Source organism: Diaphorobacter ruginosibacter (assembly GCF_040396215.1).
Lineage (GTDB): Bacteria > Pseudomonadota > Gammaproteobacteria > Burkholderiales > Burkholderiaceae_C > Diaphorobacter_A > Diaphorobacter_A ruginosibacter_A.
On the sequence record NZ_JBEBOW010000028.1, the window covers coordinates 16,355 to 30,450 of the forward strand.

Below are 14,096 nucleotides of genomic sequence, written 5' to 3' on the forward strand. Positions count from 1 at the left end.
AGGAAATTCAGGCCAGCACGGCGCGCGCATCGGCGGCGGCCACGCGCTCGCCCGAGATGAAAAGCGGGTTGATGTCGAGTTCCAGCACGCGGCCGTCCATGCCCAGCGCGAGCTCGCCCAGCCTGACGATGACGTCGGCGATCACGTCCAGGTCGGCCGGCGCGCGGCCCCGGTAGCCGGTGAGCAGCGGCAGGCTGCGAAGGTGCCCGAGCATGGCCAGCGCGGCGGCGTGCGATACCGGAGCGGGCGCGAGCTGCACGTCCTTCATCAGCTCCACCAGCACGCCGCCGGCGCCCACCATCACCAGCGGGCCGAAGTCGGGATCGCGCTGGATGCCGAGAATCAGCTCGGTGTCGGCGCGCCACATTTCGGTGACCAGGTAGCCGTCGAGCGCCGCGCCCGCGTCGGCATGGGAGAGCGCGCGTGCGATCCTGGCGCAGGCATCGCGCACGGCTTCATCGCCCAGCACCGCGAGCACGACGCCGCCCACGTCGCTCTTGTGAATGACCTGAGGGCTCACCGCCTTGATGGCGACCGGCCCGCCGAGATCCCGGGCGGCGCGCACGGCATCGTCGGCGCTGCGGGCGAAATGCCAGCGCGTGGTGGGAATGCCCGCGGATTCGAGGAGCCGCCTCGCGTCGGGCTCCGTGAGAAAGCCGGAGTGCAGGCCGGCCAGCGCCGGCGTCCTGGCGGCGACGCCGGGCGCGGGCTCCGGCGGCTTGCGGGCGCATAGCGTGGACACCACGCGCACTGCGTCGTGCGTGCTCTCGAGATAGCCATGCCCGGCATCGCGCAGCATCCGGCGCGCCACGTCGCCGAAGTTGCCCGCGCCCTGTACGAACAGCAAGGGCTTGCCGCTGCGCTGCGCCGCCGAGATGGCCGCGCGCGCCACGCGCTCCTGCTGGGGTTGCGTGGTCAGCAGCACGATGCCGGCATCGACGTTGTCGTCCGCCATGGCACGGTCGAGTGCCAGTCCGACCGCGCCGCCATCGACCTGCGGATCGGGCTGCGCGCCATGGTTGAGCATGCCGAAGTCGAATGGCAGCTGGCGATGCGTTTCAGGAAGGACATCACGAAGGCGCTCCTGCGTGGCGGGCGCGAGCTGCGCAAGGCGCAGACCGTCCGTCGTATCGACCTCGTCGGTGAGCAACGCGCCGCCGCCGCCGGAGCCGGAGAACACGGCGATGCGCCCGGTCGGCGCGGCGCGCTTGCCGCGCTGCAGCAGTTGCGCTCCATGCAGCAGGTCGTAGACGTTGTCGAACAGATAGGCGCCCCAGCGCCGGCAGGTGGCCTCGAACGCGGGCCACGCGCCAGCAAGGCTGGCGGTATGCGATGCGGCGGCCTTGGCGCCTGCCTCGCTGCGGCCGGACTTGGCGATGCACACGGGCTTGCCCGATACGGCGGCACGGGCCAGCAGCGCGGTCAGGCGCGCGGCGTCCTTCACACCTTCCATGTACAGGCAGACCACGTCGGTGAAGGGATCGTCGATGAGGTATTCGAAGAAATCGTTCAGGTCGAGATCCGCCTGGTTGCCGACGGAAATCGTCGATGAGAACCCGGCACCGATATCCACGCCGCGCGAGATCATCGCTCCCATCATGGCGCCGCTCTGGCTGGCCAGCCCGATGCCGCCCCTGGGCAGCGCATCGATGGCGCCCATCACGACGCCGGTTGTGGCGCACAGGTTGTGCTGCGTGTTCATCAGCCCCATGCAGTTGGGCCCGATGAGGCGCATGCCGCCAGCGCGTGCGATGGCGACGATCTCCTCTTCCCGCGTGCGCCCGGCGGGCCCCGTTTCGGCGAATCCGGCGGTGATGCACAGTGCGCATTTCACGCCTTTGGCAACGCATTCCTCCACCGTATTCTTCACGTGCGCGGGCGGCACGAGCAGGATCGCCAGATCGACCGGCCCCGGGCAGTCGAGTACGGATGCGTACGCCGGCAGGCCCATCAGCTGTCCCTTGGCCTGGGCGTTGACAGGGTACAGGGGGCCGTTGGGCCTGTGGCGCAGCATGTAGCTGAGCAGGCGGCCTCCCCATTTCTCCAGGCTCTCGGACGCGCCCACGATGGCGACGCTATGGGGATGCAGTATTTCCTTGACGGTTGCGGCTGATTTCATGGATTTTCCAGATGGCTGATGGGCAGGTGCCGCCGCGTTCCTGATGCGGAAACGGCGGGTGGAATCGGTGGATGGGCGTTCAGTTTTCCTTGATGCCCATGGCGGGCAGAAGCTCCGCGTAGAGCCTGCGGTCGGCATCGATGTTCTGCACGAACTCGCGCGGCGCCTGCCAGGCTGCGGTCGAGTTGGCCCGTGCCAGGGCGTCCTGCACATCCTGCTGTTCAAGCACTTCGTGCAGCGACCCGGCCAGCCGCTGCATGACGGGGCCGGGCGTGCCTTTGGGCGCCAGCAGCCCCCAGCCCGCGCCCTGGGTCGATTGGATGCCGAAGCCGGCCTCGAGCACCGTCGGCACATCCGGGAGCTCGGCATGGCGGCGCTTGTAGAACACCGCAAGCGGCGCAACCTTGCCGGCCTTGACCATGGGAGTGACGGCTCCGTCGATGATGAAGTCGATCTCCGCGCCGAGCAGCGCGTTCACCGCCGCCGCCGAGCCGCGATAGGGCACGTGCTGTACGTCGATCCCCGTGCCGCGTGCCAGTGTCATGCCATACAGATGGCCTTGGGAGGCTTCGCCCGCGGTGCCGAACGAGAGCTTGCCGGGGTGCTGCCTTGCATAGTCGATGAATTGCCGCAGCGTGGCGGTGGGCAGCGTCTTGCGCACGGCCATGACGGCGATGTAGTCGGCAATGCCGCCCGCGGATTCAAAGCTTTGCAGGCTGTAGTTCAGCTTGCGCAAATTGGGCAGCACCGTGAAGCTGGAGGCGGCAGCCAGCAGCAGCGTGTTGCCGTCGGGCGCGGCGCTGGCAACGTATTCGGTGCCGATCTGCGTGGTGGCTCCCGGCTTGTTGTCCACGTAGATGTTGGCGTGCAGGTTCCTGCTCAGGCGCTCGGCGACCAGCCGTCCGAGAATGTCGGACGAACCGCCCGGCGGAAACGGCACGACGAGCCGGATCGGCGCATTCGGCCAGTCCGGCTGCGCACGCGCGGCGGCAGGAGCGAAGATCAGCGCCGGCGCGGCAAGCGCCAGCAGTCTCGAGCGTTCAGGGGTCTTCACGATACCTCCATTCCCCGTTATTCGGGAATGGGGAGATCGTAGAGCCAAATGGCCTATTTCGTAAACCGATGTTCCATTATTTGGAAATAAACTTATCTGAATTCCGTTTCGGATAAGTGCTACTCTCGAGCCCCGGTGTTGCGGGGCGGCATTGCGGTCTCAGCCGATGAGCGCCAGATAGGCCGCGCGGGTTTCGGGCGAGACGGACTGCACCAACTGCTCATGGGGCGTCTTGTTGCGCGCCAGCATGCGCGCGGACGCGATCGACTTGGACTTGCAATACCAGTGGCAGGTGTGCTGCATGAGCAGGATTTCCGCCGTCATCATGAATGCCCGGTCGCGGGGCGCGCGGCCCGCGTCGTTGCGCGCCACGCGCTCCATTCCCTGCGTATGGATCTGCAGCGCCCGGCGCATGTCGAAGGTGCTGGCGGGCATGAGCTGCGTGGCGAACGGCAGGCTGACCGGCAGCTTGCTCACCCGCGCCATGGGTTCGGCCACTTTCTGGAACGATGCGGTGAAGCGGCTGAATTGGCCGACCAGTTGCTGCTCGTTGTCGGCCAGCAGCGCGAGCACCTGCTGCCGGCGTTCGTCCTCCTTCTCGCCCATGGCGCGCAGGTAGCCCTGCGTCAGCGCCTCGATGTTCTTTTCGATCTGAAAAGGCTGCAGATGCTCGGCCAGCAAGGCGATGCGCTGGCGCTGCTGTTTGGCGTTGACGAAATAGGAGGCCGTTGCTGCAAGCAGCACCAGAAGAATCGGATCCATGGATGTGTGTCGGGCTGAAGCGCCGCCTTGCGGCAGCGGAACGGTTATTGTGCGACGGCCTGAGCCGTCGCGGCGTACCGGTTCAGGGCAGAATACCAGGGTTATTGCCCGCGTCCGCACACCATGCCCACTGTCCAGACACTGCTCACCTTCTTTGGCGTCGCCGTACTGTTGGGGTTGAGCCCCGGCCCCGACAACCTTTTCGTGCTGCTGCAATCAGCGCAGCGCGGCTGGCGCATGGGGATCGCGGTGGTGGTGGGACTGTGCATCGGCATCATCGGGCATACCACGGCCGTCGCCCTGGGCCTGGCCGCCGTGTTCGCGGCCTCTGAAATAGCGTTCGATGCGCTCAAATGGTGCGGCGCGGCCTATCTCGCCTATCTGGCATGGGGCGCATGGCGGGCGCCTGCCGGCGTGCAAGGCAGCGGCGATGAAGAGCAACAGCCGGCCGCTCCCGCGCAGGATGCCCCGGCCCCGGGTTTTGCGCGCATGGTGATGCGCGGCGTGGTGATGAATCTCACCAACCCCAAGGTGCTGATTTTCTTTCTCGCCTTCCTGCCGCAATTCACCAATCCGGCGCTGGGTCCCGTGGCCGCGCAGATCTTCGTGTTCGGCGCGGTGTTCATCGTTGCCACGTTCCTGGTATTTGGGGCGATTGCCGTTTTCTCCGGTGTGTTCGGCAATCTGCTGCTGCGCTCGGCCAGGGGCCGCAGGTGGCTCAACAGGATCACCGCCGTCGTCTTCGTCGGGCTGGCGGTGAAGCTGGCGACGTCACAGCGCTGATGCGGCTGGCGGCGGCTCGGGCCATGGGCGCTGCCCTGCGCGTATCTGCTCGAAGGCCCGCGACGCCTTGAGCACGCCCAGGTCATCAAAGCGCGCGCCCGCGATCTGCAGCCCGATGGGCAAGCCGCCCGCTGTATAGCCGCAGTTGACCGACGCCGCAGGCTGCTCCGACATGTTGAACGGCACGGTGAACCCGATGTGCTCCAGGGGCCGCAGCGGGTCGCCGGTGGGCGAGGCCTCGTGCGCATCGAAAGCCGCATGTGGCGCGACCGGGGAGATCACGTAGTCGAACGCGCCGCAGGCTTTCACCGCCGCCACGCGCGTGGCGTGGAACTGCTGGCTCGCATTGAACACGTGCGCGCCTGAAAAAGGCTCGGCGCTCTCGGCCCATTCGCGGATGAAGGGCAGCACCTTGGCGCGGCGCTCCGCGCTCAGCGTGCGCAGGTCGGCCAGCGAGCGCATGCGCCAGAAATGGTCCATGCCTTCGAGCATGGCGGGCGTCATGAAGGGCTTCATCGGCGTGATCCGGGCGCCTGCCGCTTCCATGAGGCGCGCCGCGTTTTCGATGGCTGCCTTCACGTCCTCTTCGAGCGGCAGCCCGCAGCCAGCGTCCAGCAACAGGCCAATGCGCTTGTTCCTGAAGAAGTCGGGGGTCGCGTTCGCGGCTTCATGCCAGGCGATGGGCTGATATGGCAGGCTCATGCTGTCACGCGCGTCCGGCTGTGAAAGCACCTGCATGGCGAGCGCGGCATCGATCACCGTGCGCGCCATCGGGCCGGCCGCGCGGCCTGTGTAGGGCGGGTCGATCGGCACGCGGCCCAGGCTGGGCTTGAGGCCGAAGATGCCGCACCAGCCCGCGGGCAGGCGTATCGAGCCGCCGATGTCGGTGCCGATATGCAGCGGGCCGTATCCCGCCGCGCAGGCCGCGCCCGCGCCCGCGCTGGAGCCGCCGGGGCCCTTGCCCGTGTCCCAGGGGTTGCGTGTCAGGGCGTGGAAGCTGGAGAGTCCCGACGACAGCATGCCGTAGTCGGGCATGGTCGTCTTGGAGAACAGTACCGCGCCGCTTTCGCGCAATCGGGCAGCGGGCGGGGCGTCCGCGTGGGCCGGGTACAGTTCGACGGCGGCGGTGCCCAGCGGCGTGGGATCGCCCTGCGTGGCGATGTTGTCCTTGATGGTGACCGGCACTCCGTCGAGCAGGCCCTGCGGGGCGCTGCGCATCCAGCGCGCCTCGCTGGCCCTGGCCTGCGCCAGCGCCGCCTCGGGGCGCAGCAGATAGGTGGCGTGCAGCGAGGGTTCCCATTGCCCGACCCTGTCGAGCACGGCGCGCATGACATCCACGGGGGAGAGCTGGCGCGAGCGGTAGGCTTGCAGCATTTCGCTGGCGCCGAGGTCATGGAGTGCGGCAGTTGTCGTCATGTCTTGCGATGTCGGAGTCGGGAAATTCCGGGTTGAAAAGGACGGAGGCGGAGCCTGTATCCCAGGCGACGGGCGGATCGCAAGAACCGGGCCTGGTGTGCCTTGCGCATCCCGCCCGTCGAGGCTGGGTAGCCTCGGGGCTACTCCGCCGCCGTGGCTACGACCAGGACATGGTGCTCAGATCGTTCACGAACACCGGCATGTCTTTCCAGAGGCCGCGCACGTCCTTGTTGGCGACGCTCACCCACTGGGGCTGGTAGAGATATACGCCGGGTACTTCCTCGGCCAGCATGCGCTGCGCGTCGCCGAGGAGCCGCGCGCGGTCGGCGGGACGCTCGGCGGTCTTGATCTTTTCATAGAGCGCATTGAACCTGGCCGATGTGTAGCCCCAGTAGTAATCGGGCTTGGTGTAGTTGTTCAGGTCGAACGGCTCCACGTGCGAGATGATCGACAGGTCGTAGTTCCTGTTGCCGTAAGTGCCCGACAGCCACTGCGCCCATTCGACGTTCTGCGTTTTCACCTTGATGCCGATCTTGGCGAGCTCCGCCGTGATGACCTCTGCGCCCTGGCGCGCATAGGGCGTCGGCGGCAGCGTCATGGTCAGCTCCAGCGGCGTCTTCACGCCGGCTTCGGCAAGGAGCCTCCTGGCCTTGTCCACGTCGTAGGGATTCACTCCGGTGGTATCCACGTAGCCGAATGCTCCGGGCACGTAGTAACTGCCGATCGGCACGCCGAGCCCGTCGGCCGCGCCCTGGATCACGGCCTTGCGGTCGATGGCAGCGGCAATGGCGCGGCGCACGCGTACGTCGTCCAGCGGCTTGCGCGAGTTGTTGATGGCGAGAATCGTCTTGGCCCGCGAGCCGCTGATGACCACCTGGAAGCGCGGGTTGGCCTTGAACTGCGCCACGCTGCGCGGCGTGATGCGGGTGAATACATCGACGTCGCCAGCCAGCAGCGACGCCACCTGCGCCGCCGGATCGGGAATGAAGCGGAACACCGCGCGCTTGAGCTTGATCTTCGCGGCCTGCCGGTACTGCGGCCAGGCGCCGAGCGTGATGGACGAGCCGCGCGCCCAGGCGTCGAGCTTGTAGGGGCCGGTGCCGACGGGCCTGGTGGCGTTGGTGGCGGCGCTCTTGGGCTCCACGATGATGGCTGTTGCCTGCCCCAGCATGAACAGCAGGTCGGGATCGATCTCGCTGTTGATGACGACCAGCGTGTTCTCGTCGATGACCTTGGAGCTGAGGTTGGCGAAGGTGCGCTTGTCCTTGTTGGTGCTGTTGTCGCCGCCCGCGCGGTCAAAGGAGTATTTCACGGCGGCGGCATTGAACGGCTCGCCGTTCTGGAACGTCACGCCCTTGCGCAGCTTGAAGGTGTAGGTGCGCAGGTCGGGCGACACCTCCCAGCTTTCCGCAAGCAATGGCGAAACGCTGCCGTCGGGGTTGATCTTGGTGAGCGTCTCGAAGATGTTGTAGAGCGTGATTTCCGCGATGGAGGATGCGGCGCCCGCCGTGGGATCGAGCCCCGGCGGCTCCAGCACCAGCGCCAGCGTGATGTGATCCTTCCTGGTTTGCGCGAGTGCGGACAGCGGTGCGGCCAGCGGCAGGGCGGACAGCGCACCGGTGGCCAGGATGCGGCGGCGGTTGAGCATGATGGTGATTCTCCAGATAGATGCATGCGGGCGGCTTTGCAGGGGGCGCCGCCTGGGCTTCATCGCGTGTTTTACTACAGAGCGCCGCTCTTGTGCGCAAGAGGCGCGGCAGCGCAAGTCTATTCGAGCGTTCCGGCGCCGGCCATGGGAGTTTTCTGCATCCTGCGCCCTGCGCGGCGCGCACGCGCGCCGCCGGGGGATATCCGCGGGACGGCGCCGACCAGCGCCTGTGTGTATGGGTGCCGTGCGTTGGTGAAGAGTTCCGCGGGCGCGCCGCGCTCGACGATGCTGCCTTGGTGCATCACCGCGACCTCGTCGCACAGATGGCTGACCACCGCGAGGTCATGGCTGATCAGCAGGTACGACAGTCCGTGCTGTCTTTGCAGGTCCTGAAGAAGATTGAGCACCTGCGCCTGCACGGACACGTCGAGCGCGCTGACGGGCTCGTCGGCCACGATCAGGCGCGGGCGCGTGATCAGCGCGCGCGCGATGGCGATGCGCTGGCGCTGGCCGCCCGAGAATTCGTGCGGATACTTGTGCGCGTCGCTGTCGCGCAAGCCCACCTGCGCGAGTACTTCGAGCACGCGCAGGCGTTGCTGATCGCGCGTGGCGTCGTGCAGGGCCTGTAGCGGCTCGCCGACGATGCGCTCGATGGTCTGGCGCGGGTCGAGCGAGCCGTAGGGGTCCTGGAAAACCATCTGGAAATCGCGGCGCGCGGCGCGCAACGGGCCGGGCTTGAGCGCATGAAGGTCTTGCCCGCCGAACAGCACCGAGCCGGATGTCGGCGCATCCAGCGCCATCACGATGCGCGCCAGCGTGGATTTGCCGGAGCCCGATTCGCCCACGATGCCGACGCTCTGGCCCGCGTTGACCGACAGGCTCACGCCGCGCAGGGCATGGACCTGTTCGCGCGGCCCGAACAGGCGGGTGCGGGCAAGCTCGTAGGTGCGCGTCAGATCGGTGACGCGGAGCAACGGCTGCGCTGCGACGGGTTCGTTCATGCCTGCGCTCCTGCCAGGCCCGGCGGCGCGGCGGCCATGGCTTCTTCGCGCAGGCACCGGACGCGGTGGCCGGCTTGCGGCTCGCGCGCGGCGGGGCGCTCGCTCCAGCATGGATCCGCTGTGAAGCCGCAGCGTCCGGCAAATGGGCAGCCCTCGGGAAGATCGGCCAGCTCCGGCACCGTGCCGGCGATCGTGCTCAGCCGGGCTTTGTGCGCGCCGCCTGCCGAGGCCATGTGGGGACGGGCCGCCAGCAGGCCGCGCGTGTAGGGGTGGGCCATGTGCTGGAACACTTGCTCGGTGCTGCCGCTTTCGACGACCATGCCGCCATACATCACGAGCATGCGGTCCACGTTCTGCGAGATCACGCCGAGGTCATGCGAGATCAGGATCAGGGACATGCCGCGCTCATCGACGAGGTCCGCGATCAGATCCAGGATCTGCTGCTGCACGGTGACGTCCAGCGCCGTGGTGGGCTCGTCGGCGATCAGCAGGTCGGGCTGGCAGGCGAGCGCCATGGCGATGGTGATGCGCTGGCGCTGTCCTCCGGAGAACTGGTGCGGATAGGCGTCGATGCGCTGCGCGGGCTGCGGGATGCCCACGCGATGGAGCAGCTCCAGCGCCGCCTCCCGGGCATGGCGCGCCGACAGGCCTTTGTGCAGCCGCAGCGGTTCTGCCACCTGAGCGCCGATGGTGTGGACCGGATTCAGCGCGGTCATCGGCTCCTGGAAGATCATGCCGATGCGCTGGCCGCGTATCCTGCACATCTGCGCATCGGAGAGTGTGAGCAGTTCCTGACCCGCAAGGCGCACGCTGCCCTGCGTGCGCGCGCCTTGCGGCAGCAGGCCCATCAATGCCATGGCGGTCAGGGATTTGCCGCTGCCGGATTCGCCGATGAGCCCGAGCGTCTCACCTTGCGCGAGGCTGAAGCCCACGTCGCGAACGGCCCGCGCGGGGCCACGGTGCGTGTCCAGCTCGATACCGAGGCCGGACACTTCGAGCAGGGGCGACGCGGGCGAGCTTTGCCGTGGTTCCATCGGCGCGTCCTCAGCGTTTGCGCGCGAGCCGCGGGTCGAGCAGGTCGCGCAGGCCATCGCCCAGCAGGTTGAGCCCCAGCACCGCGAGCGCGATCGCCAGGCCCGGCCATACGGAAAGCAGCGGCGCCTGGAACATCAGCGTCTGCGCTTCGGCCAGCATGCGGCCCCACGACGGCTCTGGCGCCTGCGTGCCCAGGCCCAGGTAGGACAGCGCGGCCTCTGCCAGGATCGCAAGCGCGAACTGGATGGTCGCCTGGACGATGAGGACGGGCAGGATGTTGGGCAGCACGTGTTCGAGCGTGATGCGCAGGCTGCCTTTCGCGCAGGCGCGCGCGGCCTGTATGTAGTCGCGCGTCCAGACCTGGCTGGCCGAGGCGCGCGTGACGCGGGCGAACGTCGGGATGTAGAAGATGCCGATCGCGATGATGGCATTGCGGATGCCCGCGCCATAGACAGCCGTGAGCATGATGGCCAGCAGCAGCGCGGGGAAGGCGAACGTGAAGTCGGCGATCCGCATTACCAGTTCTTCGACCCAGCTGCGGCGCGCGGCGGCCAGCAGGCCCAGCGCGGCGCCTGCGAGCAATCCGATTCCGACCGCGATGACGCCCACCATGATCGAGCTGCGCGCGCCCACGAGCAGCAATGTGAGCACGTCGCGGCCATAGGCGTCCGTTCCCAGCCAATGGGATGCGCTGACCGGCTGCATGGCGGAACCCATGTCCACTGCGTAGGCAGAGTAGGGGGTCCAGACGAACGAAAGCCCCGCCATGCACAGCAGCAGCAACGTGAGCAGCCCGCCCAGCACGAAACTGCGGTTGCGCCGGGCACGCGGCCAGAATCCGGAGTCCGTGGCGCTGGGCCGTCGCTCTACAAGAGCGGTGCTGTGGGCGGCGCCGTTCAAAGCTCGCCTGCCTTTATGCGTGGATCGATGACGGCGTAGAGCACGTCCACCACGAAGTTCACGATGACCACCATGGCGGCGAGCAGCAACACGCAGTTGCGCACCACGATCAGGTCGCGGTTGGCGATCGACTGGAAGATCAGGCGCCCGAGTCCGGGCAGGTAGAACACGTTCTCCACGACGATGGTGCCCGCCAGCAGGTTCGCGAATTGCAGCCCCATCACGGTCACGACGGGAATCATGGCGTTGCGCAGCACATGCCGCCACAAGGCCGCGCCCTGCGAAAGGCCCTTGGCGCGGGCGGTGCGAACGAAGTCTTCGCGTGACACGTCGAGCACCGCCGAGCGCGTGATGCGCGCGAGGATGGCCGCCTGCACCACCGCCAGCGAAATGGCTGGCAGCAAGAGGGCCCGCAGCGCGGGAAGCAGGCCGCCGCCCTGATCCTCGCTCCAGCCCGGAAAGCCGCCCGCGGAAAACCATTGCAGCTTCACCGAGAACACGAGGATCAGCAGAATCGCGAACCAGAAGTTGGGGACCGCAATGCCGATCTGCGCCAGGCCCATGACGCTCACATCCCCCCATCGGCCGTGGCGCGACGCGGCATAGATGCCCGCGGCCAGCGCGATCAGCGTCGTGAGCAGCATGGCCATCACGGCCAGTGGGATGGTGAGCGCAAGGCGCTCGAAGATCAGTTCGCTCACCGGGGAGCCGTAGGCGTGGCTCACGCCCATATCGCCGGTGAGCAGGCCGCCGATCCAGTGCATGTAGCGCGTGGTGGCGGGCTGGTCCAGGCCAAGCTGGCGGGCCAGCTCCGCCACCGCTTCGGGCGATGCGTCCGGGCCCAGCAGGACCTGCGCCGCATTGCCGGGCAGGATCTCCAGCACCACGAACACCACGGCGGACGCTGCCAGCAGCGTCGCCAGCAGGGTCAGCAGGCGCTTGATGAAGAAGATAGCCATGGATTGCGAGCATAGCGGCAAAAACCGCAACCCGCTTCCGGCCTTGCGGCGCCGGCTCGTATAAATGGCGCTGGCGTTGGATAATCGAGCCATGCCCATGTGCCTTCGCCTCCCGATTCTTTTCCTGAACGGATCCGCTTCGACGATCCCGAGGAGGGCCGCGCCATGGCTTTGATGATTACCGACGAGTGCATCAACTGCGATGTCTGCGAGCCCGAGTGCCCCAACAACGCGATCTTCATGGGCGAGGAGCACTATGACATCCGGCCCGACAAATGCACGGAGTGCGTCGGGCATTTCGACGAGCCCCAATGCGTGGCGATCTGCCCCGTGGCCTGCATTCCCACCCATCCCGATCATGTCGAGAGCCGCGAAACGCTGATGCAGAAATATCTGCGCCTGCAAAAGGAAAGCACTTCGGCCTGAGGCGTGTCGCAGCGATGCGTGGCCCAGGTGCGGGCTGTTATGGGGTCCTGGATGGCTGCGCGTCGGCGCTAGCGGGCCTTGGCGGCTTGGAACGGGGGGGCTTGCTGGTGTGTACCTGCATCGTCGCTTTCTCCATGTCGCCCTCGACCATCGTCGGCCAGGATTTGAGCGAGTGGAAGATGCTGTCGTCGATGAGCTTGCGCTGGTCTGGCGAGGGTTTTTTCAGCACCCAGTTCACCACTTCGGATTTCACGCCCGGATGGCCTATGCCGATGCGCAGCCGCCAGTAGTCCGCCGAGCCCAGTTGGGCATGGATGTCGCGCAGGCCGTTGTGTCCCGCATGGCTCCCGCCACGCTTGAGCTTGACCTGCCCGGGCGGGATGTCGAGCTCATCGTGCGCGACAAGAATCTCCTGCGGCGCGATCTTGAAGAAGCGGGCGAGGGCGCCGACCGATTTGCCGGAAGCGTTCATGAAAGTCTGCGGCTCCAGCAGCCAGACGGTGTTGCCGCCGACGTTCGCCCGGGCCATCAGGCCGAAATAGCTGCGCTCGGGCATGAGCGGCACCTTGAGCTCCCGGGCAAGCTCGTCAATCCACCAGAAACCGGCGTTGTGCCGCGTGGCTTCATATTCGGGGCCGGGGTTGCCCAGGCCGACAAACAGTTTGATCATGATGGGGATTATCCGGCCAACGGGTAGCGCGGCGCACGATGTTGCAGCTTTCGCCCCGAGCGGGCTCGTGCTGCGGCGCGGGCTGTAAAAAACACGTTTGCGGCCGCGTGCCGGGGGCTGTTCCGGGGTGGAGCAACGAAAAAGCCCACCGAAGTGGGCTCTCTTGTGAGATCGGAGGCTGCGGCAGCCGCCGATCGTCGTGAACAGCGGAAATTACTTCTTTGCTGCCTTCTTGTCGTCAGCGGGTGCGGCTTCGCCTTCGGCGGGAGCTGCTTCGGCCTCGCCACCGGCAGGCGCTGCGATGGAGACCAGGGCAGGGTTGCTCTTGCCGCCGCGAACCACTGCGGAAACGCCCTTGGGCAGCTTCACGTCATTCAGGTGCAGGGGAGCGCCCTTCGTCAGGCCGCTCAGGTCGATTTCGATGAACTCGGGCAGGTCCGACGGCATGCAGGCCACTTCGAGTTCGTTAACCAGCACGGTCACCAGGCACTTGTCCACCTTGACGGCGGGAGACTCTTCAGCGCCCTTGTAGTGGACCGGCACCTTCATGTGCAGCTTGGTCTTGGCGTCCACGCGCTGGAAGTCCACGTGCAGCACCAGTTGCTTGAACGGGTGGTATTGCACGTCACGCAGCAGAACCTTGGCTTCCTTGCCGTCCACTTCCATGTCCAGCACGGAGGCGTGGAAGGCTTCCTTTTTCAGGGCGTGCCACAGGTTGTTGTGATCGAGTTCGATCAGCTGGGGCTCACCTGCGCCACCATAGACGATACCGGGCGTGCGGCCCGAAATACGCAGACGGCGGCTCGCACCCGTACCTTGCTTTGCGCGCTCAAAAGCGACGAATTTCATAATCAACTCCTGGATGGATCGGCCGCGACCAGCCTGATCCGTTTACAAAGGACCGTTGCCGGTCCGCTCGATCGTCCGTTTCCGGACAGCACACAAGCCTCCCGAAGGAGGCTTGCTGGTCTTTTCGATGCACGTTCCGTGCCTTGCGGCCACGGATACGGGTATCAGAAATTGTTGTTCTGCTCCGCGAACAGGCTCATCACGGATTCGCCCGTGTTGATGCGCTGGATGGTTTCGGCGATCAGCGGAGCCACGGAGAGCTGGCGGATCTTGCCGCATTCCTTGGCGCTGTCGCTCAGGGGAATGGTGTTGGTCACGACGACTTCGTCGAGCGCCGAGCCCTGCGAGATGCGCTCGATGGCCGGACCGGAGAAGATCGGGTGCGTGCAATAGGCGTAGACGTTCTTCGCGCCACGCTCCTTGAGCACTTCGGCAGCCTTCACCAGCGTGCCGGCGGTGTCGATCATGTCGTCC

General features: G+C 66.7%; 14 protein-coding genes. 2 read left to right on the top strand and 12 right to left on the bottom strand.

Annotated features, from left to right (window positions below; translation table 11 throughout):
* Window positions 1-7: 7 nt before the first annotated feature.
* The 3 genes from ABWP92_RS05695 to ABWP92_RS05705 all read right to left on the bottom strand — a co-directional run bounded on the left by ABWP92_RS05695 (window position 8) and on the right by ABWP92_RS05705 (window position 3,935).
* A complete protein-coding gene (locus ABWP92_RS05695; protein WP_353234395.1) occupies window positions 8-2,119 on the bottom strand; it encodes an acetate--CoA ligase family protein in 2,112 nt (703 codons plus the stop codon).
* Between the two features lie 79 nt (window positions 2,120-2,198).
* A complete protein-coding gene (locus ABWP92_RS05700) occupies window positions 2,199-3,173 on the bottom strand; it encodes a Bug family tripartite tricarboxylate transporter substrate binding protein (RefSeq protein ID WP_353234396.1) in 975 nt (324 codons plus the stop codon).
* A 159-nt stretch (window positions 3,174-3,332) separates the two neighbouring features.
* Entirely contained in the window at window positions 3,333-3,935 is a 603-nt protein-coding gene (locus ABWP92_RS05705) for a hypothetical protein (RefSeq protein ID WP_353234397.1), read from the bottom strand.
* 123 nt (window positions 3,936-4,058) lie between these two features.
* On the opposite strand from ABWP92_RS05705, the gene ABWP92_RS05710 reads away from it, so the two are divergent.
* Complete coding sequence (locus ABWP92_RS05710) at window positions 4,059-4,718, top strand: LysE family translocator (protein WP_353234398.1); 660 nt, start codon at window positions 4,059-4,061, stop codon at window positions 4,716-4,718.
* Here the strand turns inward: ABWP92_RS05710 and ABWP92_RS05715 are convergent.
* From ABWP92_RS05715 to ABWP92_RS05740, 6 genes are all read right to left on the bottom strand, one after another.
* On the bottom strand, window positions 4,707-6,134 hold the full coding sequence (locus ABWP92_RS05715; protein WP_353234399.1) for an amidase: 1,428 nt from the start codon (window positions 6,132-6,134) through the stop codon (window positions 4,707-4,709). The two genes, ABWP92_RS05710 and ABWP92_RS05715, sit on opposite strands and share 12 nt — an antisense overlap.
* A gap of 157 nt (window positions 6,135-6,291) precedes the next feature.
* Window positions 6,292-7,782, bottom strand: coding sequence for an ABC transporter substrate-binding protein (locus ABWP92_RS05720; protein ID WP_353234400.1), 1,491 nt, complete (start codon window positions 7,780-7,782; stop codon window positions 6,292-6,294).
* 119 nt (window positions 7,783-7,901) lie between these two features.
* Entirely contained in the window at window positions 7,902-8,783 is an 882-nt protein-coding gene (locus ABWP92_RS05725; RefSeq protein WP_353234401.1) for an ATP-binding cassette domain-containing protein, read from the bottom strand.
* Window positions 8,780-9,817, bottom strand: coding sequence for an ABC transporter ATP-binding protein (locus ABWP92_RS05730; protein WP_353234402.1), 1,038 nt, complete (start codon window positions 9,815-9,817; stop codon window positions 8,780-8,782). Before ABWP92_RS05730 ends, ABWP92_RS05725 begins: the two co-directional genes overlap by 4 nt.
* A gap of 10 nt (window positions 9,818-9,827) precedes the next feature.
* Complete coding sequence (locus tag ABWP92_RS05735; RefSeq protein WP_353234403.1) at window positions 9,828-10,718, bottom strand: ABC transporter permease; 891 nt, start codon at window positions 10,716-10,718, stop codon at window positions 9,828-9,830.
* Window positions 10,715-11,677 (bottom strand): ABC transporter permease, encoded by a 963-nt coding sequence (locus ABWP92_RS05740; RefSeq protein WP_353234404.1) that lies wholly within the window; start codon window positions 11,675-11,677, stop codon window positions 10,715-10,717. The genes ABWP92_RS05735 and ABWP92_RS05740 overlap by 4 nt, the downstream gene beginning before the upstream one ends.
* Window positions 11,678-11,776: 99 nt before the next feature.
* On the opposite strand from ABWP92_RS05740, the gene ABWP92_RS05745 reads away from it, so the two are divergent.
* Complete coding sequence (locus ABWP92_RS05745; protein WP_353234405.1) at window positions 11,777-12,103, top strand: YfhL family 4Fe-4S dicluster ferredoxin; 327 nt, start codon at window positions 11,777-11,779, stop codon at window positions 12,101-12,103.
* 37 nt (window positions 12,104-12,140) lie between these two features.
* Here the strand turns inward: ABWP92_RS05745 and pth are convergent, their stop codons facing one another.
* The 3 genes from pth to prs form a co-directional block, all read right to left on the bottom strand.
* Entirely contained in the window at window positions 12,141-12,773 is a 633-nt protein-coding gene (gene pth, locus ABWP92_RS05750; RefSeq protein ID WP_353234406.1) for an aminoacyl-tRNA hydrolase, read from the bottom strand.
* Between the two features lie 213 nt (window positions 12,774-12,986).
* On the bottom strand, window positions 12,987-13,622 hold the full coding sequence (locus ABWP92_RS05755; RefSeq protein WP_353234407.1) for a 50S ribosomal protein L25/general stress protein Ctc: 636 nt from the start codon (window positions 13,620-13,622) through the stop codon (window positions 12,987-12,989).
* A 164-nt stretch (window positions 13,623-13,786) separates the two neighbouring features.
* On the bottom strand, window positions 13,787-14,096 hold a 310-nt coding region (gene prs / locus ABWP92_RS05760; protein ID WP_353234408.1), incomplete at its 5' end, for a ribose-phosphate diphosphokinase.